The sequence below is a fragment of the Pedococcus sp. P2_A3 genome (assembly GCF_056405035.1).
Genome location: NZ_JBFUCW010000001.1, coordinates 280,015 through 302,754 on the forward strand (window position 1 = coordinate 280,015; position 22,740 = coordinate 302,754).

At 64.8% G+C, this 22,740-nt stretch carries 23 protein-coding genes and 1 pseudogene; 6 read left to right on the top strand and 18 right to left on the bottom strand.

What is annotated here, in order from left to right; genetic code table 11:
- Nucleotides 1–6: 6 nt before the first annotated feature.
- The 6 genes from AC1DX8_RS01395 to AC1DX8_RS01420 all read right to left on the bottom strand — a co-directional run bounded on the left by AC1DX8_RS01395 (nucleotide 7) and on the right by AC1DX8_RS01420 (nucleotide 5,827).
- Nucleotides 7–1,104 carry a nucleotide kinase domain-containing protein gene (locus AC1DX8_RS01395; protein WP_477628110.1) on the bottom strand — a complete coding sequence of 366 codons (1,098 nt, stop codon included), beginning with the start codon at nucleotides 1,102–1,104 and terminating at the stop codon, nucleotides 7–9.
- A gap of 120 nt (nucleotides 1,105–1,224) precedes the next feature.
- Nucleotides 1,225–2,562 carry a tyrosine-type recombinase/integrase gene (locus AC1DX8_RS01400; RefSeq protein ID WP_477628111.1) on the bottom strand — a complete coding sequence of 446 codons (1,338 nt, stop codon included), beginning with the start codon at nucleotides 2,560–2,562 and terminating at the stop codon, nucleotides 1,225–1,227.
- A complete protein-coding gene (locus tag AC1DX8_RS01405; protein ID WP_477628112.1) occupies nucleotides 2,559–2,747 on the bottom strand; it encodes a helix-turn-helix domain-containing protein in 189 nt (62 codons plus the stop codon). Before AC1DX8_RS01405 ends, AC1DX8_RS01400 begins: the two co-directional genes overlap by 4 nt.
- A gap of 121 nt (nucleotides 2,748–2,868) precedes the next feature.
- On the bottom strand, nucleotides 2,869–4,320 hold the full coding sequence (locus tag AC1DX8_RS01410) for a hypothetical protein (RefSeq protein ID WP_477628113.1): 1,452 nt from the start codon (nucleotides 4,318–4,320) through the stop codon (nucleotides 2,869–2,871).
- The gene (locus tag AC1DX8_RS01415; protein WP_477628114.1) at nucleotides 4,317–4,670 is read right to left on the bottom strand and encodes a hypothetical protein; all 354 of its coding nucleotides are present in this window, start codon (nucleotides 4,668–4,670) and stop codon (nucleotides 4,317–4,319) included. The genes AC1DX8_RS01410 and AC1DX8_RS01415 overlap by 4 nt, the downstream gene beginning before the upstream one ends.
- Nucleotides 4,671–4,756: 86 nt before the next feature.
- Nucleotides 4,757–5,827 carry a toprim domain-containing protein gene (locus tag AC1DX8_RS01420; RefSeq protein ID WP_477628224.1) on the bottom strand — a complete coding sequence of 357 codons (1,071 nt, stop codon included), beginning with the start codon at nucleotides 5,825–5,827 and terminating at the stop codon, nucleotides 4,757–4,759.
- Between the two features lie 69 nt (nucleotides 5,828–5,896).
- Between AC1DX8_RS01420 and AC1DX8_RS01425 the strand changes: the two genes are divergently transcribed.
- A complete protein-coding gene (locus AC1DX8_RS01425) occupies nucleotides 5,897–6,058 on the top strand; it encodes a hypothetical protein (protein WP_477628232.1) in 162 nt (53 codons plus the stop codon).
- Here AC1DX8_RS01425 and AC1DX8_RS01430 read toward each other — a convergent pair.
- The 12 genes and pseudogenes from AC1DX8_RS01430 to AC1DX8_RS01485 all read right to left on the bottom strand — a co-directional run.
- Nucleotides 5,993–6,205, bottom strand: a pseudogene (locus tag AC1DX8_RS01430) (CHC2 zinc finger domain-containing protein); the annotation flags it as partial. The gene AC1DX8_RS01425 and the pseudogene AC1DX8_RS01430 overlap by 66 nt on opposite strands.
- A complete protein-coding gene (locus tag AC1DX8_RS01435; protein WP_477628115.1) occupies nucleotides 6,202–6,876 on the bottom strand; it encodes a hypothetical protein in 675 nt (224 codons plus the stop codon). The gene AC1DX8_RS01435 and the pseudogene AC1DX8_RS01430, both read right to left, overlap by 4 nt.
- A gap of 51 nt (nucleotides 6,877–6,927) precedes the next feature.
- The gene (locus AC1DX8_RS01440) at nucleotides 6,928–7,209 is read right to left on the bottom strand and encodes a hypothetical protein (protein ID WP_477628116.1); all 282 of its coding nucleotides are present in this window, start codon (nucleotides 7,207–7,209) and stop codon (nucleotides 6,928–6,930) included.
- Between the two features lie 172 nt (nucleotides 7,210–7,381).
- On the bottom strand, nucleotides 7,382–9,148 hold the full coding sequence (locus AC1DX8_RS01445) for a type IV secretory system conjugative DNA transfer family protein (RefSeq protein ID WP_477628225.1): 1,767 nt from the start codon (nucleotides 9,146–9,148) through the stop codon (nucleotides 7,382–7,384).
- Nucleotides 9,149–9,153: 5 nt separating this feature from the next.
- Nucleotides 9,154–10,656 carry an ATP-binding protein gene (locus AC1DX8_RS01450; RefSeq protein WP_477628117.1) on the bottom strand — a complete coding sequence of 501 codons (1,503 nt, stop codon included), beginning with the start codon at nucleotides 10,654–10,656 and terminating at the stop codon, nucleotides 9,154–9,156.
- 1 nt (nucleotide 10,657) lies between these two features.
- Nucleotides 10,658–12,115 carry an SCO6880 family protein gene (locus AC1DX8_RS01455; RefSeq protein ID WP_477628118.1) on the bottom strand — a complete coding sequence of 486 codons (1,458 nt, stop codon included), beginning with the start codon at nucleotides 12,113–12,115 and terminating at the stop codon, nucleotides 10,658–10,660.
- 24 nt (nucleotides 12,116–12,139) lie between these two features.
- Nucleotides 12,140–13,384, bottom strand: a complete 1,245-nt coding sequence (locus AC1DX8_RS01460) for a hypothetical protein (protein WP_477628119.1) — start codon at nucleotides 13,382–13,384, stop codon at nucleotides 12,140–12,142.
- 2 nt (nucleotides 13,385–13,386) lie between these two features.
- Nucleotides 13,387–13,941 (bottom strand): hypothetical protein, encoded by a 555-nt coding sequence (locus AC1DX8_RS01465; protein WP_477628120.1) that lies wholly within the window; start codon nucleotides 13,939–13,941, stop codon nucleotides 13,387–13,389.
- A 233-nt stretch (nucleotides 13,942–14,174) separates the two neighbouring features.
- On the bottom strand, nucleotides 14,175–14,456 hold the full coding sequence (locus AC1DX8_RS01470) for a DUF6112 family protein (RefSeq protein WP_477628121.1): 282 nt from the start codon (nucleotides 14,454–14,456) through the stop codon (nucleotides 14,175–14,177).
- Nucleotides 14,457–14,554: 98 nt separating this feature from the next.
- The gene (locus AC1DX8_RS01475; RefSeq protein WP_477628122.1) at nucleotides 14,555–15,607 is read right to left on the bottom strand and encodes a C40 family peptidase; all 1,053 of its coding nucleotides are present in this window, start codon (nucleotides 15,605–15,607) and stop codon (nucleotides 14,555–14,557) included.
- 58 nt (nucleotides 15,608–15,665) lie between these two features.
- Nucleotides 15,666–16,052 (bottom strand): hypothetical protein, encoded by a 387-nt coding sequence (locus tag AC1DX8_RS01480; RefSeq protein WP_477628226.1) that lies wholly within the window; start codon nucleotides 16,050–16,052, stop codon nucleotides 15,666–15,668.
- Nucleotides 16,052–16,465 (bottom strand): hypothetical protein, encoded by a 414-nt coding sequence (locus AC1DX8_RS01485; protein ID WP_477628123.1) that lies wholly within the window; start codon nucleotides 16,463–16,465, stop codon nucleotides 16,052–16,054. The genes AC1DX8_RS01480 and AC1DX8_RS01485 overlap by 1 nt, the downstream gene beginning before the upstream one ends.
- A 150-nt stretch (nucleotides 16,466–16,615) precedes the next feature.
- On the opposite strand from AC1DX8_RS01485, the gene AC1DX8_RS01490 reads away from it, so the two are divergent.
- From AC1DX8_RS01490 to AC1DX8_RS01510, 5 genes are all read left to right on the top strand, one after another.
- Entirely contained in the window at nucleotides 16,616–16,849 is a 234-nt protein-coding gene (locus tag AC1DX8_RS01490; RefSeq protein ID WP_477628124.1) for a helix-turn-helix domain-containing protein, read from the top strand.
- 566 nt (nucleotides 16,850–17,415) lie between these two features.
- A complete protein-coding gene (locus tag AC1DX8_RS01495) occupies nucleotides 17,416–19,152 on the top strand; it encodes an SIR2 family protein (protein WP_477628125.1) in 1,737 nt (578 codons plus the stop codon).
- Nucleotides 19,153–19,382: 230 nt separating this feature from the next.
- On the top strand, nucleotides 19,383–19,724 hold the full coding sequence (locus AC1DX8_RS01500; RefSeq protein WP_477628126.1) for a hypothetical protein: 342 nt from the start codon (nucleotides 19,383–19,385) through the stop codon (nucleotides 19,722–19,724).
- Nucleotides 19,717–22,131, top strand: coding sequence for an AAA family ATPase (locus tag AC1DX8_RS01505; protein WP_477628127.1), 2,415 nt, complete (start codon nucleotides 19,717–19,719; stop codon nucleotides 22,129–22,131). Before AC1DX8_RS01500 ends, AC1DX8_RS01505 begins: the two co-directional genes overlap by 8 nt.
- 350 nt (nucleotides 22,132–22,481) lie before the next feature.
- Nucleotides 22,482–22,736, top strand: a complete 255-nt coding sequence (locus AC1DX8_RS01510) for a hypothetical protein (RefSeq protein ID WP_477628128.1) — start codon at nucleotides 22,482–22,484, stop codon at nucleotides 22,734–22,736.
- Nucleotides 22,737–22,740 lie beyond the last annotated feature (4 nt).

The following is a 22,740-nucleotide window of genomic DNA, read 5'->3' on the forward strand; positions in this document are numbered from 1 at the left end:
CGATTCTCAGCCGGCCAGTGCGGGACGGCCGACCTTGTCGTTCAGGCCCCACTTGGGCGGGAACCACGCCTGCACCCGTGACGGGTCTGCCGTGAACTTCTGCTTGATCCGGGTCCGGCCGGAGTGTCCGGCATGGTCGGGGTGGACGACGCGCGCGTACTTGTCGACCTCGCAGAACAGGTTCTGAGCGTCGACGAGCTGCAGGGGGCGCCCGTACAGGCCGTCGAACCGCAACCCGAGCCGGGTGAAGTGCTCTTCCTGGTGGCTGGCCATGTAGGAGATGACGTCGGCCTCGATGCCCCTGGCGGCGTCACCGAAGCACTTGCGGATGCCGTCGCGCGCACCGGGACCCGGGACGACGAAGTCCATCTCGTCGAACGACAGCGCGGCCGAGTAGTTAAGGTCGATGAGGAACTGATACGCCAAGAACGGGCCGATGCCAGGCAGGCCGGCCAGGATCTCGTACGCCGTGCTCATCGACGGCGCCTGCTGCAGCTGTTCGGGGACCCGCTGGTGGAGGATGTGCGCGAGCAGACGGAGGTGGTTCGTGTGCTTGCGGACCGCACCGAACGGTGGCGGCGGGACGATGTACGCGGCCGAATACAGGCGGGTGCCGGCGTTGATGCGGGCGCCCAGGATGCGGTCATACACATCGACGTCGAACTCAGACGCTGTGGGGGTCTGGCCAAGCGCTTCGCACAGCGCCTGCCATGTCTGGACCTTGTTGAACATCTTGAACAGCAGGATTCGGAACATGATGTCGGTCGGGTCGTCGGTGTCGGTGGGGTACGCCACGTGGGAGATGAGGTACTGACTGACGCGGTCCGCGGCCCGGTAGCAGTTGGTGAATCGGTGCCCGGAGATCACCTTGTCGTTGGTCCATGGTCCGGCGTCGCCGCGGGCTCGGGCCTGGTAAACGGCATGCCGTTCGGCAGCGAAGCGCCAGTACGTGTCGAACACAGGGGTCGGCGTCAGTCGGCGGCCAGCCACGGGAATGGTTTCTGCAGCCTGATCCGCGCGCTGCGCACCGGCGAAGACGCGGCTGGACGCACTCGCGCGGCGCTGCCGAGGGATGGTCGCACTTCGCTGCGCAGTGTCAGTCATGGACGCTCCTGATTGGTCCGGATGCCATCCCACCCTAGAGGTGTGTGGTGTGCTGACTGCGCAGGCGGCGCCGACGATACACAGGGTCGCGAATCGCAAGGGTCCGCCTCCGCCGCCACGTTACGGATCCAATGCCCGCTCAATGACAGCGCTCACGGAACGGGCGAGGTCACGGTCCTTGCCGACCGATCGGTGGGTGTAGATCTGCAGCGTGATCGAGGTGTTGGCGTGGCCCATCCGATCGCTGAGCATCTTCGGGTCAACGCCGGCGTCCATCGCGAGAGTCGCGTAGGTATGCCGTACGTCGTGCAGCCTGATCCGAGGGACACCGGCGTGATCCACGAGACGGTTGAAGCGTCGCGTCAGGGTGTCTGGATGGAGCCGCACCCCATCGGGCCGAACAGCCAGGAAGTCGTGTTCCGTAAAGCCGGCACCGAAGGCCTCGCGTTCGGCGTCAATCATGTCGTTGTGTGACCGCAAATGCTTGATGGTGAAGTCGTCGAGAGACAGGGTGCGCCGTGCGGCCGCCGTCTTGCCGTCCGAGTCGGCAGCTCGTCCGTCCACCACGACACGGGTGTCGGCCACGACGAGCGTCCCTTCCTCGAGGTCAAGCCAACGTCGACGGATCCCGGCAAGCTCGGATCGACGCATCCCGGTGGTGGCGGCCAAGACCCACAGCCCGGCATACCGGTCCTGGATGGCGACGCGGAGCCACGCGGCGAGTTCTTCGGTGGTCCATGGCGCGGCCGTGCGCTGAATCTGAGGGGTCGGCCGCGGGAGCACAGCGTGCTGCGTGGGGTTCGCCGTTAGGTACCCCCAGGCCACCGCGTCGTTGAAGGCTCGGTGGAGCATCCTGTGAATGTTGCGAACGGTCTTTGGCGCCAGGCCACTACCTCTGTCCGTAGGGACCCTGCCGCGACGAAACCGCATGAGCGCGGACCGCGCTGCATCTCGAGATACACCACATCTTTCGGCGATCTCGGTCGGACGAGGACCAAGGCCACCCCGCTCGTCCAAGCGGGCCGACCAGTACTGGTAGACCCGAAGACTCGCGTCCTCGCGCTTGCGACCGCTCTCACTCAAGTGACGGTAGAAGGCGTTGAGGACCTGGACGGTTACGTCGCCCAACCATCGTTGGCCGATGGTGGGCGCCACGTAATCCTCGACCATGTCCCGGTAGCTGGCGAACGTCGATGGCTTCAGCGACGGTCGCACTGAGTCCAGCCACTCCTGCAGGAAGGCCTCGGCTCTGACTCGCTTGGCATGAGGGGCACGGCCGGCATCCAGTTGCTTCTTGGCCTCTACGGCCGCGGCCCAGGCTTCCTGCTCTGTCGCGAAGCCGCCCTTGTAGGACCGCTTCCGGCTTCCGTCGAGCGTCGCCCGATCCCGCTCCACCTGGTAGGCCCAGGCTTTGCCACGTTTGTATACGGCGACGCCCGGGATGGTGCGACGGCTCATGCGGCCTCCGAGCCCTCGATGAATGCCTTGAGCAAGTGGGTCACAACAAATACGCGACCACCAAGATGGCGCGTGGGCAACTCACCGGCAGCTGCGAAGCGGTAAGCGCTCGCTCTACTCAGCCCGAGGATCTTTGCAGCCTTGGGTACGGAGATCAGCGCTGGCAGCTGCTCCAAGTCGATCATCGTGTGCTCCAAGTGCGTTGCGACGAGGTTGGTCTGCCGCCCCGCTCGGCGGCGTTTCGGTCTCCCTCGGACTACCGCAGGGCGGGTACAACATCTGGATCCCACAAGGGAACAGACGTTGCTAGAGTTCGGGCGCGATGCCGTGAGAAATCGGTACCAGGTAACGGGTCACCTCGCCGCGTGTCGCTTGCAACGTGGGAGTCACGTTGCGGAGAACAGTGGCTGCCGCGTCAGCCGCGTAGTTGGCGGCCAGCCTCAAGTCTTCAGCCTCCGTCCCGAGGACGGGAACGAACCGGCCCAGGTGTCTTGCCCGGAGTCGATCTGTGGTACTCGGCAGGATTCGGGCGGGGGCGAAGAGCAGCTCCGATTGAGCGAGCAGGTCTGGCAGGTGCCGAGCTTCGTGGGAAAGGTCGGCGATCTCGCCGAGGGCATTGGCAAGCTCGTAGCCGACGGTTATGCGGTCCACGTCCCTGAGGGGGCTGTCGGACTTGGCATCGACCATTTTCCCGTCGAGCCGCTCCAACGCGCTATGAAACTCCCGTGTGGCCAAGGCGAACTCGCGTCGTGGCTTCATGGCCGTAGTCACATTGCCCCACTGTTCCTGGAGCCGGCGTTGGTGCTCGGCAGCTTCGCGGAGCAGGTCCTGGAAGTCACGAGCATCAACTGCTCCTGGCTCACTGGCATCGAGCATCCTCGCGGTCACGGCGTAGACGTGAAGGCCCTGGTTTGCGATCGCTCGCAGCGAGTCCGCACTGGGAATGTCACGTCGGACCTCGGCGTGCGCAGACTCGGCCCACGAGCGAAGGACTGACTGCAGGCCGCCGTTGTGACCGCGGCGCGTCGGCTCGGCCATGAAGGTTGCGACGCGGCTGAGACTGTCGTTGTCGACTCGCTCGTTCAGCTGGTTCAGCTGGTCGAGGGAGCGCTCCGCATACTTGGCAAGCGCCAGTGCCTGGTCGGTGGTCGCCAAAGGGAGGCGCGATGCGGAGTCGCGAGCTGCCGCAAGAGTCAAAGTCAGGACTCTGGTCATCGCCGGGGCCACCTGCGCCTCGCTGCTCAGGGGATCGCCTTGGACGCCGGGGCCTTGGCGCTGCCGGTGTAGGAGGATCAAGTCCCCGGCGGTTCCCAACATCGTGCTCAGACGATCCAGTGGGTGGGCGCTCGAAGCGTTGGCGGGTGTGAGTTCCGACCCACCAAAAAGATCTTCGGCCCTGATTACGTAGGTGCCAGCATCGAGCACTGCGGGCAAGTCCGAACGGCGAACGCGTTTCAGGACAGTTGACCCGCTGATCCCCAGCTGGGCCCCTGCTTCCCTCGCCGTGTACGAGGTCTGGGCTCCGCTGAACATGGCTGCCCTCGGGAGAGCGCGCACAATCTCACGAGAGCGCAACGGATCGGCTGCCCCCGGTCGACGGCCGTTCACAGGGGCGTCGACAAGCGCGCGCATGAGCCGATGGGCTGTGGCCTCAAATGTGTTCCATTGCTCGGTGGTCGTGGGCTCGTCGGAGAAACGCAGACCGCGGGCCAACGACTCGGCACGGGCGATGAGATCAGGGAGCGTCGTAACGGTCATCGCGCTTCGTCCCCCAAGGCGATCTTGGCGCGAAGGGCCTGCAGGTCGACGATCCAATCCCGAAACTCGCGGCCCTGCGCCCGCTCGCCGGGGTCCAAGAGAGCGAGGGCCTTGTCGAGATGCTCGCTCACGTCTACGCCGTCCGGTTCGGCCGCTGCTCGAATCGAAGGGTTTAGACCGCCCCTGATGAGATGCAACTGCCCGGCTATCGCGAGCCAACGCGAGAACACGTCCTCACCCGCGCGGCGCTCCAGCTGGCAGGCCGCTAGGTCGATGTATACACAGGCCCGGGCGATGTTGACGGGCGTCCCTTGCGCGTCATCGTGCTGGGATGACAGACCACGGGCCATGCGAATCTCCTTGCTGCTTGGTGATGGTGAGAACGTGACTGGGACAACGACCATCGACCTACGAGGTCGTGCGTGGCGCCCTCCGCTCATAGATCTGGGGATAACTGCGGCCGCCTCATGTCGGCAACGGCTGCTAGCCCCCACGCTTGCCCGTGCACACGGCTACCACTGATGAAGCCCTCGAGAGCCGGTCCGAACGTGCCTTCGCGGTTCCAGCCCCGGACGGTCATCTCGTGCGATGACTGAGCCACGAAGTCATGCAAGTCGTGACCAGTGAGGTCCTTGGCAATCGCGGCAAGGATCTTGAGCGCCTCCCGAGGAGCGCGCTGGTCGTCGTCGAGCAATATCCTGACCAGGTCCCGAGTGGGAACGCGGGGCCCCACCTCACGAGGATCGATGCGACCTTCGGATCGAGGTTCGAATGCTGCGAGCCCGGCGGTGCCTCGTTCTGAGAGCCAGTCCGCCGGATCGACCCCGTCTGGCAGGCGCACAGTCATGGCAGGTCTACCGGCGTCGAGGCACAGGGCCTTGAGCCAGCGGTCTGTTCCCTCGCGCCCTGCGCGGTCGCCGTCTAGAGCGATGACTGGGGGAGACGGGCGCAACGACACCACGGCCTTGGCCTGTGAGGCGGACACGGTCACCCCGTTCGCCGTGCAGGGAGCAAACATTTGCGCATGCCGGGTGGCGGCCGCCGAGGCGACCGCCAGTGCATCCAGTGGTCCTTCCACGATGACCACCGTCGCCTCGGGGGACAGTTGGCCGCTCCTCGGCGTGTACAGCGCCGTGCCTTTGTCGAACACCGGCGTGCGTCGTGGGTTGATGTACTTGGGCGAGTCGGCTCGGCCTGTGGTGTCGCGCCCGATGAACCCGTCGATGTGCCCCTCACGTGACCGCACGGGGACGACCAGTCGGTCGCGGTAGGTGTCTACGCGGCCACCGGACCTTGTGGGGCGGGAAAGGTCCATTTCCTCGAGCTCGGTGAAGGAGACTCCGCGGGCGATGAGGAAGGTCGTGAGTCCCGTCCAGCGGTTCCCCGTGTGACCGACCACTGGCTCGCCCGCTTGACGAGTGAGCCCACGGACATCGATGCCGCGCGCACCCAGGTAGTCGGTGGCTCGGGTCTCGCGGGCGGGGGTGGTGAAGTACTCCCACGCCATCCGATTCACTTCGTGAGCTCGACCTGTCCCGGTTGCGAAGGCAGGTCGTGTTGAACCAGACGCGGCTTGATGAGCCGTCGCCGCGGTCGGTCGCATCGGCGACTGGCCTTCCAGGCGTTCAACGGCCTGAACGAACGTGAGGCCGTGAAGCTGCTGGACAAAGGCGATGACGTCGCCGTGGGCTCCGCAGCCGAAGCAGTGGAATCGATCGGCGATACCGCCGACGGATAGAGACGGCCGGCTGTCTTCGTGGAAGGGACAGCAGCCGATGAAGCCGCTTCCCTGTCGACGGAGTACAACTCCGGAGGCCGCAACGACCTGTTCGATCGCGTGGGAGCGACGTATCACCTCCAGGTCCCACCGGGCCGCGGTGCTCACAGCTCCGGGCCAGCGCTTCCGGTGGGCGTCGCCTGACGAATCTGCTGGGTGACCAGTTGTGCGAACTCGGCGGCGGGCATGTGGACGTCCGAGTCCAGGGCCCGGCGGAAGGCAGCCTCAACAGAAGCGGTGGGGATATCGAGCCCGATGAGCGCGTACTCGTCCCACGTTGCGTCGTAGGCGTAGAGAATGCCCGTTGGCGCGCTCTCCCCGGCCCTCCGGTGGGAGATGCGCTGGTCGCTTCGCGGCCCCCAACGCATCCCGTAGTCATGATCGGTCCCCGGCGTCGCGGCATACCGAGCCTTGAAGGCGCCGGGGCCTAGCCAGTCGAGCTCAGGAGTCCTCCGGTCCGGGCCGCAGGGCGCGTCCGTCGATGCCAGCCGAGCAAGTGTCGGGACATCGGTGCAGCCCTCTTCGAGGGCCCGCCCGAGGCGATCGGCCACCTCCAAGACAGGGGCGTCGTGGTCCAGGCACGTCAGTTGTGAAGCGGACTGGAGGTAGGCGTTCCTCTGGCCGAGGCGATACCAGTAGTCGACGTCGTCTGCGCGATCCACGTTCTGGTGAGCGCGCACTGCGAGGTGAATCAGCACCTCCACGGCGGCCCGAGCGTCGTAGGTCGCTCCCGACTCCGCAGGCTGAACTGTGTTGGGGTGGTTGGGATGCAGACTCATGGCCGTTCTGCCCTTCGCGGCTGCGCGAGCCGTTCCCGCGCTGTGACCGGGCTACGGGTTCAGCGGTACAGAGTCAGCGCTGTCGCCGGGCACCAGTTCGCCGGTCAGAGTCGTCCAGCGCTTCCTGGTGTCAGCGTCGACGAACGCCGACCAGGCTTCGTCCTCCGCGACCAACGCCTGTGTCGGCGGCGTCCGGTGTTCGTGGACCGAGCACTGTGTCTTGGCATTCAACTCGACGAGTCGGTGCTCGGTCTCTCGCAGGGCACGAACAAAGTCCATCGATCCTGTTGGTGACGCGTTGGGGTCAAAGGAGGTCCGCTCGAAGTCGTGCAATGCGGAAAGTGTTTCGACAATCGAGTTGTGGTGGTACCAGCACGGGGGGATTGTCCTCGTGTCGAAGTCGTAGCGGTCTGCCAGTGCCTCAACCCACCCACGTAGCTCAGCCCACGCAGATGGCGCGACATCGGGCAACAGTGATGGCCAATGAACTGGACCTGGGCCGTGTTCAGTCGGATCTGCTGGCACGCTGGATCAATGTCTCGCGTCGCCGGCGTGCGGCCTCAAGGTCCGTGGCGTCGTCTCGCTCGTGCCAAGGGCGCATGCTCAACACGATCGGCCTTGCTGACCGGCAGATGAGGACGGCCTGGCCGAATGGCAGCATCCTCAGTTGAGAGGAGTCGAGGATTGGCACCTGTCGCGTCGACGAGCTCCGCGACCTGCGCCCATCAGTTCCGGTGGACTCGCTGAACTGCCGCTCGTCCCGCTGGCCGATGAGGCGAGAGAGGTCGTCGAGATCTCGCGCATTTGAGCCGCCACCGAGGATGACCTTCAGGATGGCGGCGTCCCAAATCGCCGCAGCCTCATGTTCACCCCAGACCGCCCTAGCTTGGGCCAGGGACTGCAGGACGACGGTGGTGGAGATGCCTGTTCCGCCGCCCTCGGACATCAGYGAGGTCAGCGAGGGCAAGGGGTAGTTGGCGGCCTCGTCCAGGACCATGGACAGAGGCGGGTCGATCCGCGCTCCCGCGGAGCGTGCTGCCATTCGTCTTGCCACCTCGGCCACGTCTTCGACGAAGGCGCCGACGATCCCCGCCGTCGCGGACGCACCCGTCGAGGTCCCGACCAGGAAGACGGTGCCACGCCTGCGCAGGAAGACTTCGGGGTCGAACTGCTCGCCGGGGCCTGGGGTGAGCGCGTTGAGCACGCGAGGGTCCGCAAGTGAGGAGAACGTGATCGAGACCATGGCCCAGACGGAATCTCGCTGTCGTTGGTCCGCGGTCACGATCGATTCCAGTGCCTGGTGCCAAGAGGTGGCCGCTCGCGGATCCGACGCCAGGATCATGACGGCCTCGTGCGCCTGAGGCGCAGAGAGGGACCAGCGGTAGAGGTCTGCGGCCCCCAACCGCGCCAAGGCCGCTGCATGGAGGAGACACCGCACGGCCTGCTCTGCGGAGGCCTGCCAGAAGTTGGCGTCGGTAGTGCCAGAGGCCGCACCGGACGTCAGGGCCTTCGCTCTCACCATGGCCACGTGCGGGTCCTCACAGCCGCGCACAGGGGACCATCGGGTGGCCGAGTCGATGCCGGGCGCAAGCCCCTGCGGATCGAAAACGGCGACGGGTCCCACCTTTGCCCTGGCATCGAGGCAAGCCGTGAGGTTGTCTGGTCGCGTCGAGGTGGTGATCACTCCTCCGGGCGCATCGAGGATCGCGTTGATGACCAGGTGCAGCCCCTTTCCCGATCGCGGGGGACCGAGGACCACGATCGAATCCTCAACGGTGGCAAAGCACGTCACTCCGCGCGCTTCGCCCAGTGCATGCCCCAAGTCCTCGATGCGGGGCGAACTCAGGCTGGGCCGCAACTGCCCACCGCGGGTCTTGAGAGCACGGCGGCCGGTCACCTTGTCTGTCTCAGCACGAGATGCGAGGCCCTCGGCGTGGCTCGGATCCTGCTCGCCATCAGCATGCGTGTGAAGGAGCCCCCATCCCGCCATGATCACAACGGCAAGGACGGCGAGCACCAACCCCACGCACGTCCAATACAACCCTGCAGGACCGACGGCGTCGCCCCAGGCGGCCGACGGATGTCCAACCGCTGGGCCGAGCACCTGAATGACCGCTTCCAGACTGAATGAAGGTTGCTTACGGTGCAGGATGACGGCGCTTAGGGCAGCGCCGAGCCACAGGACTACGACCAGCGCACCCACGGTCAGGATCGCCAGCGCGAACCTGTCCGGGCTTCCCAAGCTTGCACGACGTGACGATGCGGTGGACATGGTGCTCACCGAGGTCCCTGTTCGGGCATGCTTCGCGCCATCCGAGAACTTGTGTCGAAGAGCTCCAACTCGCCCTCGGTGACGAGATGACGAATCACGAAGGCTCTCTGGCCGACTCGCCAGAGTCCTTCTCCTCGTTGAAGTTCGGGCAGCTCGTCGCGCTCTGTCACCGATAGGCCAAGGACCGATGCTGTCCGTGGCGCCTCCGAGGTCTCCTGCTGGTAGACGATCTTGGTCGAGCAATCGGCAAGGAGGCCGCGGGCTAGAGCTCGCGACTCAGAGCCCTCGCTGCCGACGGCTTCGAGGTCGGAGAGTCGGTGGATGATCATGAGGTTGGCGATGCCAAGGCCCCGCGAAAGCTTCCACTGCGACTGCATCCGGCTCAGCAGCGCGGGCTGCCTGATGAGTCGCCAGGCTTCGTCGTAGATGACCCAGCGCTGGCCGCCGAGAGGGTCTGACAGTGCGGCTTCCATCCATGCGGACGCGCAGGCCATCACCATGGCGATGAGCTGGTCGGAGCCGGAGATCCGCGAGAGGTCGAGAGTAACCATCGGAAGACTCGGGTCAAACCTGACGGTCGACTCACCGTCGAAGAGCCCAGCCAGGTCGCCTGAGACCAGCCGACGCAGTGCATGGCCGACGTCACGACCGTCGGTGAGGAGCTGCTCAACCGTGGCACCAGCCTCACCCCGCATCGGGTCAAAGAGCGCCTCCACCACCGCGGGCAGGGTGGGGGCCTTGGCGCCATCGACGACGGTTCGAAGGGCATGGTCCAACGCGGTGTGCTCGACGGCCACCATTGGCCTGTTGAGCGCGGATTCGGCAAGCGCGCCTAGGAGGGCCCGACGACGTGTTGCCACGAGTGCGCGCCAGCCCGCGTCCTGGATGCCTGAAGGGCGGGGCCCTTCGTCGAGCGGGTTCAGGCGATTGCCGGTGCCGGTGCCGAGTTCGATGGCAACGCCGCCGACGGCCTGCGCCACAACCGTCCACTCGCCCTTGGGGTCGCCTGGCACGTACACCTTGCGGCCGGTGGCGATCGATCGAGTTGCGAGCGACTTGGCAAGCATGGACTTCCCCCGACCTACCACCCCGGCCAGCAGGCAATTGGGGTTGGTTAGTGTCCCGTCCTGGTAGAGCACCCAAGGGTCGAAGCAGAAGCCACCGCCCGACCAGGCGTCCTGTCCCACGAAGGTGCCTGCACTGCCGAGGCCGCCTTCGGCGAGAAAGGGATAGGCGCCCCCTAGGACCTCAGATGTCGCCCGGTGCGCGGGCAGCTTGAGCTGCTTGTGGGATCGCAATGACTCGGGGAACGGCTCGCCGTTCCGGCCAAGGAAGTCGGGCCTCGTCCTGTCCGCTCGATTTCCCGACTTGTTGAGGCGGCTACGAGCGCGCCGCCGTGCCTGCTTTTCCATCTCGCGTGCCTCGCGAGACTGAATGCGCCTCTCGCGTCGTGGATGGCGGGGCGGGGTGAAGAAGGTCGCCGCGTGGACGCGGTGTCGACTGGACATTTCAGTGGACCTTTCGTGCGAGAGGCAGAGCCGCCGTTGCGAACGCTCGAGCCTGTTGTCCTACGAGGAGTCGGGTCTCGCAGAGGGCTTGAGTCGCCGCCCGCTGCACCTGGCCGACGGCGGCGTCGAGTTCGTCCTTGGTGGGTGACGTGACTGCGATCAGGCCGGTGAATTTCATGTCGGCGTGACCGCTGATGAGGGCCCGCTCGCGCTCGTTCACATCGGCGAGCTCTTGAACATCGGCAAGGTCCTCGATGAAGCCGGCTCGCGCCTTCTGGGCCGAGTCAGTGGCGTACTCGACCTTTGCCTTGCGGATGTCACGCAGAGCTGCGGCAGTCGACAGTGGAGTCGCCGTGAGGGAGATGGTCTTGCGAACTCCCGGCGCGAAGACCATTGCGTGGAGGAAGTGGGGCGGCACGTCGATTCGCGGCCACTCGCTGATCCAAAGGACGGCCGAATATCCGGTGTCGTGACGGAGGTGGTCCCAGTGCTCTTCGACCGCGATCGGCCCCGCCGTCGACGGATTCCTTCCGACCTCGGTGCATGCGACGGCATCCCAACCGGAGGGGTCGTACGCGCTGCGGAGCACCCCTGCCAGTTCCGAGGGATCCAGCCACCCGGCCAGCTTCAGCTCCGCTGCCCGAAGGCTCGATTCGAAGGCGTTCATGTCCTGGGCGAGCACAGCGGCTGCGCCCTTAACGCCCCGGCCAGCATCCCTCACTGCTTTACCGGCTCGCTTCATGTCCAACGAGATTGCGACCAGGGTGCGGTGCGTTGACGCGGCCGGCGCCTTCGTCGTCATCAGTTCGTCGTACTGCGCGACGGCCCAGCTGGAGCGGCCGTCGATTCGGTGGCTTACCCACCAGTCGCGCAGGCCCTTGCCGCTGTCCGGCCGGGTGGTCTCGAGAACCTGGATGCGTGCGCAAGATCCCGAGGATGCCAAGCCACCGAGGGCGCGGCCCCAGCCGTGCACCCGATGAGCCTGCTCGTCCGGGGAGAGGAGGACGTATGCCGGGTGGGTCACCTGCGCCACCGCAGTCAGCGTGCGCTCGTGCGGGTCGTGCACCATGGCGGCACCGCTTACCGGGTCTTCCCACCAGCGCAGAGCAGCGGCGTCGCCCGGGAGGGCAAGGGTCCCGGCGGGGCGCGGCGCTCCTGGCCGCGCGGCATACGTCGTCTGACGCTCGAGGCGCCGCGTCAAGAAGTGGGCAGCTGTGGGGGCCGTCTCGGCCGCAGGCCGTCCGGCCCACGGAACGAAGGCCGCCCCAAGCAGGGTCACCCAAACGGTCGCGGTGGATAGGAGCCCGAGGAACCCGCCGATCAGCAGCGAGGGCACGAACACCAGCGCACTGCTGGCGATGCAGGTAATTCGGATGCCTGAGAAGCCGAGAAAGAGCCCTCGGGATGGGAGGCGTCCAAAGCGCACGGATCTCGTCGATGAGGAAGCAATGTCAGTCACGGTCTCTCCTGAGATTGGCGGTCACTAAGGCTTGGGACGGTCGGGCCAGTGGGTTGGGTCGTTGGGGGTGGCGTTCTGGGCGCTGTTGATTGCTTTGTTCGTTGCGCCTTTTGCCCCCATCGCGGCACCGGTGGCGACTGCAGCGGTCGAGAGCACGGGGTTGGCTGCCCCCGGCCCCGTCGTTGCCTCCTTGGCGAGCTGGATGCCCTGACTGCCGCTGGAGCCGACTGTTGCCGGAGGGCGCCCCCTTTCGGTCAGCGGAACATCACCCTGTGATCTGTTGGATGTGACGGGAGGTTTCTGGAACTTGCTGGCCGTCTGGTGCGCCTGGGTGTGCAGGTTGTTGGCCTTTTGAGGGGCCGCAAGGGCCACGCGTGCCCCGCTTGGAGCTTGGGCGGCGACGGCGTGGGCGGAGTGAAGGCTGTCGCCGGCGAAGTGGAACATTTTGATCGCCACCCAGGGAGCAAAGCCACCCATGAGCAAGATCAGCGCACCCGTGGCTACCTGGGTCAGTTCTTGGCCCGCGCCCGAATGCGAGACCAGGCCCGCCCCTTCAGTGACGGATACGCCGATCATCAGGATCACGACGAGCAGCAGCTTCGAGGCAATCATGGCCGCCATGAACTCGATCCATTTGCGCACCCAGCCGCGAGTGATGTCGGCTGTCGCCCCCGAGAATGCCAATGGCGTGAGCACGGCCGCGATGATGATCATCATCTTTCGGACCATCATTGCGCCCCAGACAACGACCACCGCAGCAAGCACGACAAGCGAGACGAGGAGAACGAGTGCCGGATTGTTGATGCTGGACAAGTTGGCTATCGCGAGCCGACTCCCGAGGCCAGAAGCGTTGGTGTCCATGGCGTAACGGACAACGCCTTCGCTCAAGGAGTCGACTGCGGCCAGAAGCACGCGGGTCGCACTGAGGGCGAATGCGGACGCCACCAAGGAGATGAACAAGCCATGCAGGGCGCGACCGAGCCCACCGGGTTCGCGGCGTAGGACCGACGTGATGATCTGGGTGAGGAAGAGAGCCAGGCTGAGGACGACTGCGATGGCTGAGGTGGCCATGAAATCCGTCCGAAGGTGGGTGGAATCCAAGTCGACTGTGGTCGCGGTATCGATCTCTTTCCACAGCCAGTTCGTCGCCTCATTCGCCGCCTTGCTGAACCAAGCGGCGATGTTGGCGAAGGCGTCATTGCTCGCCTGTTCGGCGAGGTCCTTGACTCGACAAGCGGGGTTGAGGGCGTTTGGGCCGGTGCAGCTCACGGTCAGCCCACCCGAGTGGACGTGTAATTGACCAACGTGACGAAGCCGTATGTGGCACGGGTTGGGGGACCCTCGAGGTTGAGCAGGACGCTCACGCTGTACGTCGCGGTCTCGCCGGCTCTTTGCTTAACGGTGACCTCCGCGTCTACCTGACGTGCGGTAATGCCTGGATCCGTGATTTCGTTGTTGGCCACCGCCACGCTCCACCCGTATGGTTCCGACACTTTGACGATCGAGGCAGTCGAAATCGCGCCGCGCTTGGCCAGCGACACCCAGTTGTCGGCGGATGGGATCGGTGYGTGACCGTTGACGTCGTCCTGGACCGATGCCACCGCAAGCCGCGAGCGGAGGGCCGGAGGCACGAGTCCGACGACAAGGGGCTCACTCGTGGTGGCTGCCTCGGACTGGATCCAGCGAAGACACTCGTCGCGGGGACGCCGATAGTCCTGCGTCAAGAGGCGCTGAACGAAAGCGGTGGCGTAGAGGTCCGGCTGCAGCCGCGCTGCGTCGGAGACGGGGGGATATGCGGACGACGTCGCGGCGGGGAGCGGATCCACCAAGGCAATCCGTGCCAGGGCGGTGTCCAGGTCAGACTCCGCACGGGGCGCGGTCGGGGGAGTTGCGGGGTCTTGCCGAGCCGCGCCCGGCGCTGGCTGGGCGCGCACCTCCGAAGGGGGCTGTGGGGACGAGCGGCCCGAAACGAGCAGGCCGCCTGCCGCAAGCAGGGTTGTGATGGCGAGCAGTCCAACTAGCGCGACGCGGCGGTACCGGTGGAAGGGGAGCCGAGGAGTCATGAGAGGTGGCTGCCCTGTGCGTTGAAGAAGTTCACCAGGAAGGTGGCGCCGCCGACGAGGAAGGAAGCGGCGAGCGCGACGAGAACGCCGGACTTGCCCTTGCCTGCGACGTGCGGGTTTCCCGAGTGGGCTCCGATCGCCCAGGCGATCGCGGAGACTGCGATTCCTGCGACGGAAGCCACCAACCCAAAGGTCAGGAGCGCGCCCACGATGTTCTCGAGGGCGGCAATGCCCGGCAGTCCAGAGCGGTTCGGCTTGATGTCGATGTAGGGGAACATGGTCGTCCTTCGCTGTCGTGACCGACGTGGTAGATCTCTGCCGAAGGGGTAACCGCAGGGCGGGTACACCATGGGCGGGTGGAGATGTGTCGAGTCGATCAGGCGATGTGCCGCAACCCTGAGACGCCGCGACTCGTCATGGACGCGTACGTAACGACCTTCACGACGTCGCCGGTCTTCGGTGCCTGGACCACCAACCCCCGCCCGATGTACATGCCCACATGGCCAGGGGCGCTGATGGTTCCGTCCGAGCCAGGGATGAGGACGAGGTCGCCGGGGGACAGCCGGCCCTCGGTGACTGGTGTGCCCTCGTGCACCTGTGTGTACGTGGTTCGCGTCAGATGGCGCCCACCCTCAGCCCACGCTGCGACCATGAGACTTGAGCAGTCATATGCCGCGGGTCCGTTCGCCCCAAAGACGTAGGGCTTTCCAAGCTCGTTGAGGGCGAAGGCCACGGCCGCAGCAGCGTCCGCGGAGGTGCCGGGAGGGATCGCATAGTCCTTCGGGAGCCCGTGGGCTCCGAGGCTGCCTGTGGCTGGGATGCCGATAGCTGAGCCACCACAGTCCACGCTCCTCGCATCGAGCTCGACGTTGTCGGCAATGCGGCGTGCGAGGGTGAGCTGGGCGCGATAGTTCGAGCCGTCGGCGAAGGCTGACGCCTGAACTGCCTGCGCCACCTCCCAAGGGAGGCGGCGCTGCCAGTTGCGCTGCGCGAGAAGCCGATCGAGAAAGAGGTTGGTTGACGCGGTCGGGTCCATCCTCGCTCCCGCGCGGCCCCAGGTTGGGCGCTGCTGGAAGATCCCCAGAGAGTCATGGTCTGAACCCACTCCGTCATGCGCGTATACCGCGCCGTCTGGGTCGTTCGGGTTGGCCAGGACCCGTAGCCCTGACTCTGCAAGTCCCGTCATGAGCGCGATGACAACTGCATCATGACCGCCGCGGGCCGCGGCGGTTGCGGCCACCACTCGCGCGTTGGCTGCGGCAGCAGCTGAGAGTCCGGGGATCGAGCCGGTGGTTGAACAGAGTGATCCGGCCAAGGTGCCGCGCTGCGACGAGATCTCGCTGCTGACGCCCACAAGGGCCACGCCGCCCGTGGCGCCCAGCAGAGAGGTGACGATTGCTGCGACTACCAAGAGGGGAGAGTTGGTCATGGTCGGACTAGCCGGGACCGGATACACGAACGGCCGGTTGTCGGGCGTAGGACGTCCCTCATCCGCCAGCGGGAACGGACACACGAAGCGCAGCCAACTGCCGTGCCTGCCGCAGCACGTAGGAGCGTTCCCGTGAGGTTAAGTCAGTGTCCGTCGCGAATAGCAGGAGGAGACCCGCCCACCCCGACGTCGATCCGGCCATGAGCCTGTGCACGATCCGCCGTTGGGCGGGGGAGTAGCCCAGCGCCTCGAGCATCTGGTGGGTCACGGCCCGCGAGTTGGGGCCGGCCTTGCTCGTCGAAACCGTCAACATGGGATCTCCGGCTCCAGCAGCCTTGGCGGCGTCGATGCGTGACACGAGCACTTCAAACGCGGCCTGAATATGGCTCGGGCATAGGGGATCCCAGATGTCCTGGCGTCGGCACCAGGCTTCGAAAGTCATCATCACGCGACCTCGTCCTCAACGAAGGTGACGGGCTCGCCGGCGACGACCCCTGTCATCCCGTGAAGTGCATCCTCCTGCGCCCTTCTTGCCGACCCGTGCTTGCCGCGAACGGCGACACCGCGAAGCATGCGGAAGAGCTCAACCATGTCCAACTCGCGCGCCTGAGGCTCGTGCTCAACGAGCCATGACATGGCAGCCAGGAGTTCGTCGTGTCGGGCGTCCTCTCCTCCGACCTCCTGCGGTGTCAGTGATCCCATGGGACAGGCAAGAGCGCGGCCGCGTGTGCAGATTGCATCCTGGACGACCAGCCAGAGGCTGTCGCGTTCGGAGCTAGGCCACCGCAATGGCGGTGTGGCCTGAAGAGCCTGCCGGAGAGCCTTTGCGGCGTTGTTGGTTGCATTCGTGGATCTCATGACCCCTCCATCTAGAGATTGGAACACTGAGATATAGAGTGAAACCTTGATTCAAGGCTAGAGTCTGGACGTGACACTGTGGACAACTGAGGCGAAGTGCTGGGCTCTGGGATAGAGCCTCTGTCTCCCTTGACCCCCTATCCTTGGCGCGTGGCCAGAGATGAGGTCGAAGAGCTGACGCTGCTGGTGTCCCGAGAGGTCAGGGCGTGGATGGCCCGACGAGACGTCAAGCAGGAAGCGTTGGCGACGGCGCTCGGGATCACGCAACCCTCCCTCTCAATGCGGCTCCGGGGGCGGACGCGATGGACGGTTCAGGACCTTGCGACGGTCTCTCGCGTTCTCGACGTCCCCGTGTCCGAGCTCTTGTCCACGCTGGATCGCTGACTCGGCCTCTCGGACAACGCGCGCGACGGGGCACCCCCGTCGGCGGAGGCAAAGTGCGTCGAGGTCCTGAAGGCTCATCGCTCGCAATCGGTTGGCGTCCGTTGCAAGGATTTCGGCCAGGGCCTCCATGGACTGCCTGGGATCCTTCGGCATCGCTCCTCCTCAACGGTGGCTGTGTGGACAGCCTGCCGGCGGGGAGACGCTCTGGCACGCAATCGGCTACCACCCGCACAAAAGTGCGGGTGACTTGGCGGCGACGAGGAGGTCCGTGCTCGCCACTTGGCTTTCCCTTTTGCATCGGACTACGGGTAGAGCGCTGCCTGGTCGAGCGCGTCCTTCCACACCTGGGGTGCGTCACCGCGCTGCTGCTTCTCGCCTAGAAGGACGCACCCTTGTTACAGGGCGCCTAGGTTGACCTGGTTGTCCGACTTTGGGAAGGCGGTACGTGCGTGGTCGGTGCATGGCAGCATGACCCGGAACGCTGGCGTGCTGACCGTCCGCGGGATCGGGATGATACTGATTGCAACTTGGCGAGGCAGAAGATGACGGTTGAACCAGTGAGGACGGTGCCTGCTGTCATCGATCGATTCGACTCGACGTTTTCAGACTTCGCAGCTGCGTTCAATGAAGGCCAATACGTCCTGTGGCTCGGCTCGGGGATCTCCCGTGAGCGAGTGCCGAGTGTCTCTAAACTCCTTGAGCGCGTCGTGGAGCACCTCCGGGCGAACCTCGTCCAGCAGGATGCGGGCTGCGCCTACCGCAGCGCCCTCAACGAGGTATTGCGGCTAGCCGGCCTTAACCGCGAAGAACTGGAGAGCATCGACTTCTCGACCACTATCGACGGCTGGCCACTTCGGGACCGCATCATCTCAGCGTTGGTCACGAACTACTCGCGCGTTCTTGATGTGCCCGTGGGCGATGAGAGCCCTGATGACTACCTAGTGTGGGCGGGTCTAGACGTCCCGAACACCTATGGGTCACCGGATCTTGAGCCCGATGTTGAGCACTATTGCATCGCGGTCCTCATGCTCGAAGGGCTCGTCGGCTCGGCGGTGACCGCGAACTGGGACGGACTCCTTGAGAAGGCACTGGAGGAACTAACGCCGGCCTTCGGTTCCCTGGTTCGGGTCGCCGTGAAGCCGGACGATTTCCGCATCGCCGGACCCCGCATCGAGGTCGTCAAGTTCCACGGTTGTGCGGTGCGCGCCCGAGATGGCGAGGCCCAATATCGGAGCTTGCTCATCGCGCGAGAATCCCAGATTTCAGGTTGGACTGAGCAGCCAGAGAGCAAGTCGATGCGCAAGCATCTTGAGGTGCTATATACGGACCGGTTAACACTGATGATTGGTCTGTCGGCGCAGGACGCAAATCTCCATACGGTGTTCGCGGCCGCCATCCAAGACTTGGCTCGAGCGTGGCCGGCATCGCCGCCCGCAGTTGTTCTCAGTGAAGAGTCCATAGAGTCATATCACCGGAATCTTCTTCGACTCACGTACGGCTCGGATCACCAGGGGAACGCCAGTGCAATCGCGGAGTCCGCACTTTTAGGCTCATACGGCAAACCAACCTTGCTGGCGCTGGTCCTGTGGTCGCTCACTGACAAGTTGAGCTACTTGATTGAGCATGGCGTGGGAACCGCATGGGGTCCGGCTGCGGTGAAGCAGTTGCAGACAGACCTGCTTAGCATGCGTGACGCGGCAGCCCTCCAAGCTGATCCCGCCAACCTCGAGGCGCTTGAGCACTCGGCGATTGTGAAGTATCAGAGGGAATTCCTCGCGCGGCTTGTCGACGTGACGAACCTAGGTCTGACCGTCTTTCGCACCGGCCGCATGCCGTCTGCTGGTGAACGTCGCTACGAACCGCTGTCGGACCGTCCCGTTGCGCAGGCGGTTCACGGCGCGGACTTTCCTGCAAAACAGTTCGGACTACTCGGCGTCGCGCTGGCTTTGATCGGTCGCGGACTTTCCTCCGGTGATTGGTCGGCCGCGCCGGGAGATAGCGCGAAGCCTCGCGACGGTGTGGTCCGTCTGCTCACGAGCAAGCGGCATACGCGGGTGTTCTTTGTGAAGGATGCCACGACCTTGATGAGGCTTGAGTTAGACGGCTCGTTCGACGAACGCGATGGAACTGTGCTGCTCGTCGTCGCCGACGAGGAGCCCCAGGCGTCGACTCGGTCGCCCAGGTCTCGCTACGGTCGTGATGGCAGGACGAGCGCGGGGCGGTTCAGTGTCGCTACTAACGTCGCTGACACGGCCTCAGTCGATGACCTTTATGAGTCATTCAAAATGGCGGGGGGCTTCTGATGACAAGTGTCCATGACGTGGTCGCCGTTCTAGAGGGAGCCGGTTTTGAACCTCTTCCGAAGCCTTTGACGGTGGCCGGCACGGAGTTCGACTTTGAGGCCGCGGCTCGTGGCACCCACACATCCCACGACTTGGTTCTCGTTGCGACCGACCAAGTTCCCCCTGTACGCCTGCAACGCCTTGTAGCGGGATTGGCTCGTTCTCTTGACTTGGCAGCGTCCCGCAGACCCGTGAGCCTCATACTTGTCGGCGAAGTCGCTGCCGCTACCAGGATCGAGCTGGAACGCTATGCCCGCGTCCTTCCGATCGCATCCACCGCACCCGATGTGGCCGAAATTGAGGAAGCAGTTGCGGTCCTGCTGCCACTCGAGTTGCCAAGGGCAGTCCTGGTTCATGGCAGTGACCCCGTCAACGAAGTCATGGCTGCGCTCGGTCCCCTCAAGGCGACATCGGACCACATCGCGCTCATCAGGGCAGCGACTGACGGAGCTGACGCAGTGCGAGAAGCGCTGCGGCGATACGCGAACGAAGGGGCAGGCTGGACCGACGAGGTGGAGGACGACAATGAGTGAGGTCCCGATCCAGCGCCTGGTGGTTTCCGACTTCCGTCGCATCGAAGGCACACGCGAACTGCCTTTCGATGCGCCCATCGTCCTGATCCACGGCCCGAATGGCACAGGCAAGACCAGCGTCCTGTCCGCGCTCGAGCTCGCCTTGACCGGCGCCATTCGGAGCATGGAGCGACAATCTGACCGCTATCGGGCGCACCTGCCGTTCTTCGGGCAGGCATACGCGACCGTTCGAGCCGACGTCGCCGACTACCTCCAAGCGGGGTCCCCCGGAGTCCCGTTGACCGTGAACGGCGCGCGTTTGGAGGGCACCCCATCGTTTAGCGAGGCCGCCGCGAAGTTCTACGCCGAACGGTGCTACCTGGATCAGTCATCGCTAGGGCGTCTGCTCGACCTCTACCAATCCCGGGAGGGCAACGAACAGACAGCCCTCGAGGAGTTCGTGAACGAACTCCTCGGTCTTGAGAAACTCGACGCACTTCGCGACGGGCTCAGCGACGCAATCGACTTCAGGCTACTCAAACGGCTCGCCGTCGGCGTCGACGAAGCCGACCGAGAGGCGAAAGCAGCGGCGATCCAACTCGAGGAGCAGAGTGCGCTGCGCGTCGAAACCCGACAGGAGGTCGCGAGTGCGCGGACGGCGACCCGTGCCTCCATCAAAGGACTTCACTCGGATACGACTGACAACATGGCCGACGCCGAACTGCTTGGGTTAGTCCGGTCGGCCCTCAACCACGACAGAAATCAGGCCGAAACTGGGGCCGCCGCGAAACTCCACCGAGAGCTCATCGCACTGGGTGGACGCATCACTGCACTGGCAGAACGCCCGAGCATGCAACGAATGCAGGAAGTCCGCGCCGCGTTGGCGGCTGCAACTACCGATAGGCAAGCGTGGGAGGCCACGGATGGTGTGAAGGTCCGGGCGTGGGAAGCCGCGGCCGAGGCGGCTGGCATCGATCTACGCAGACAGCCGCGCTTCGCCGTCCAACAAGCCACCAATCAAGCCCTTCAAATCTTGGAGAACGCCTCCAACGTCCGAGAGCGGGCGGAATCGGTGAGCGCCCAACTTGAGGCTGACCGAGTCGAGCTGGACCGGCTTCAGGCCCAGCTCGCAACTGCTCACGAACACTCAAGTGCACTCCTCGAGTCTTTGACTACTCTTCGCACGGTCATCGACGACACCAACATTTGTCCGGTTTGCGACAGGAACTTCACTGAGGTCGGCCCCGGCGGCCTCATGGCCCACATCGACACGAAACTGGCCGCGCTCACCATTCATGGGGAACAGCTTGTCGACCTTCGAATTGCGCGCGACCAGTCAGTAGCGGCGGTCGAGCTTGCGGAGGTTGAGTACGCCCGACTCAGGGCTGGCCTCCTGCCCACCGATCAGCTGAAGGCCGTCGAACTGCGTTACGCGAGACTTTCCAATCTCTCCGACCAGATCGGCGGAATCGAAGCCGCGATGTCCACCGGCGATAACCTCAATCGACGCCTGCGTGACATTCAGCAAGAACTTGACAATCTTGAGACGGCTTCGTCAGAAGAGCGCTACATCCGCGGCGAACTGGCCAGATACTCGGCCCTTCTCCAGGTCAAGGTGCCCTCAACAGTCGATTCGTTCCAAACGGCGTGGGCCCAACTGCTCGACCGAGCCGGAACCGAGGTTGCCCGCCTCTCCGACTCCGCCAACCAACACCGGAACGCAAACAACGAAGCGGGTCGCCTAGGGGCCGCGCTGGAACGCGAATCTGAAATTGTGCAACGCGTCGCCGACATCGCCGAACACAAGAAGTACTGGGATGACCGCCTAGCTGAAGCGAAGCGCCGTCAGGTGGTTGCGAAGGACGTCCACCAAGCCGCGACGCAGGCGCGTGCCACCATCGTTCACCGTGTCTTCACGCAGTCCCTCAACGATGTCTGGAAAAGCGTGTTCACCAGGCTCGCCCCGAACGAAGGATTCATCCCCAGGTTCGGCATTCCTAGCGCCACCAAGAGGACTTTCAACATCATGTTGGAGACCACCGACCGCAATGGGGAAGCGAGCGGCCCCCCTCAAATAATGCTGTCTGCGGGCAATCTGAACACCGCAGCTCTCTCCCTGTTCCTCGCCCTCCATCTCGCCGTCGAACCGATCGTTCCGTGCCTCGTTTTCGACGACCCCGTCCAAGCCATGGACGAGGTGCACGTCGCACAGTTCGCCGGCCTCATCCGACTTCTGGCGAAACGGAATGGCCGCCAAGTCATCATTGCAGTCCACGATCGCGAACTTTTCGACTACTTAGCCCTCGAACTCAGCCCGGCGTATGAAGGCGACGAGCTCATCACCATCGAGCTCGGCGAACGCGCGGCCGACGAAGACCAAGGCGTCACTCGCCACGTGTGGGCGCCGGATCACGCAATAGCCAACTAGTCCCGAGATTGGCTGCGGTGATGGAGAGGTGCACGGCCTGAGCGCCGCGCTGGTGACCCCAACAGGTCCGTGCGGGCGACCCACGCCGGACTCGCGTCATACCGCCGCCAGAGCCGCAGGTCCCGCGGCCAGGGCCGCGACTCAGGGCCTGGACAGTCCTTCTGGCGGAGGCCTAGCGGCCGGCCGCATCGCTGTCGTGGTCACCAGCCTTCGGCCAGTCACCTGCCGAACGCAAGGTAAACAAAACGTAAGAAACTGTCCACAATCGGGACCTAGGGTGGATTTCCGGCTCAACTGGGGCCTCAATGGTCGCGCGGGCACACGTCCGCGCAACCGATTGGGGTCCAGTCATGCACACCTTCAACACCGCAGTTGTCGCCGCGGCCAGCACTGGCGGCCTGCAGGAATGGATCAAGGACAACGTCATCCCCCTGCTGCTCCTGCTCATCGCCGTGATGCTTTTCGTGCTGGCCCAGCGTGGTGACAACGCCAAGGCCATGAAGGTCGTGGCCGGCGTGATCGTGGCACTTGCGGTGCTCGGCATCGCCAGCTCAGGGCAGGCAGACAATCTCGGCGCGTGGATGGCCGGGCTCGTCACGGGCTGATCGG

What these genes read in the sequence shown, in the direction of transcription:
- AC1DX8_RS01395 (WP_477628110.1), bottom strand. Translation starts at nt 1,104, where the DNA reads ATGACTGACACTGCGCAGCGAAGTGCGACCATCCCTCGGCAGCGCCGC.
- AC1DX8_RS01400 (WP_477628111.1), bottom strand. Translation starts at nt 2,562, where the DNA reads ATGAGCCGTCGCACCATCCCGGGCGTCGCCGTATACAAACGTGGCAAA.
- AC1DX8_RS01405 (WP_477628112.1), bottom strand. Translation starts at nt 2,747, where the DNA reads ATGATCGACTTGGAGCAGCTGCCAGCGCTGATCTCCGTACCCAAGGCT.
- AC1DX8_RS01410 (WP_477628113.1), bottom strand. Translation starts at nt 4,320, where the DNA reads ATGACCGTTACGACGCTCCCTGATCTCATCGCCCGTGCCGAGTCGTTG.
- AC1DX8_RS01415 (WP_477628114.1), bottom strand. Translation starts at nt 4,670, where the DNA reads ATGGCCCGTGGTCTGTCATCCCAGCACGATGACGCGCAAGGGACGCCC.
- AC1DX8_RS01420 (WP_477628224.1), bottom strand. Translation starts at nt 5,827, where the DNA reads ATGGCGTGGGAGTACTTCACCACCCCCGCCCGCGAGACCCGAGCCACC.
- AC1DX8_RS01425 (WP_477628232.1), top strand. Translation starts at nt 5,897, where the DNA reads ATGAGCCGTCGCCGCGGTCGGTCGCATCGGCGACTGGCCTTCCAGGCG.
- AC1DX8_RS01435 (WP_477628115.1), bottom strand. Translation starts at nt 6,876, where the DNA reads ATGAGTCTGCATCCCAACCACCCCAACACAGTTCAGCCTGCGGAGTCG.
- AC1DX8_RS01450 (WP_477628117.1), bottom strand. Translation starts at nt 10,656, where the DNA reads ATGTCCAGTCGACACCGCGTCCACGCGGCGACCTTCTTCACCCCGCCC.
- AC1DX8_RS01470 (WP_477628121.1), bottom strand. Translation starts at nt 14,456, where the DNA reads ATGTTCCCCTACATCGACATCAAGCCGAACCGCTCTGGACTGCCGGGC.
- AC1DX8_RS01475 (WP_477628122.1), bottom strand. Translation starts at nt 15,607, where the DNA reads ATGACCAACTCTCCCCTCTTGGTAGTCGCAGCAATCGTCACCTCTCTG.
- AC1DX8_RS01480 (WP_477628226.1), bottom strand. Translation starts at nt 16,052, where the DNA reads ATGATGACTTTCGAAGCCTGGTGCCGACGCCAGGACATCTGGGATCCC.
- AC1DX8_RS01485 (WP_477628123.1), bottom strand. Translation starts at nt 16,465, where the DNA reads ATGAGATCCACGAATGCAACCAACAACGCCGCAAAGGCTCTCCGGCAG.
- AC1DX8_RS01505 (WP_477628127.1), top strand. Translation starts at nt 19,717, where the DNA reads ATGAGTGAGGTCCCGATCCAGCGCCTGGTGGTTTCCGACTTCCGTCGC.
- AC1DX8_RS01510 (WP_477628128.1), top strand. Translation starts at nt 22,482, where the DNA reads ATGCACACCTTCAACACCGCAGTTGTCGCCGCGGCCAGCACTGGCGGC.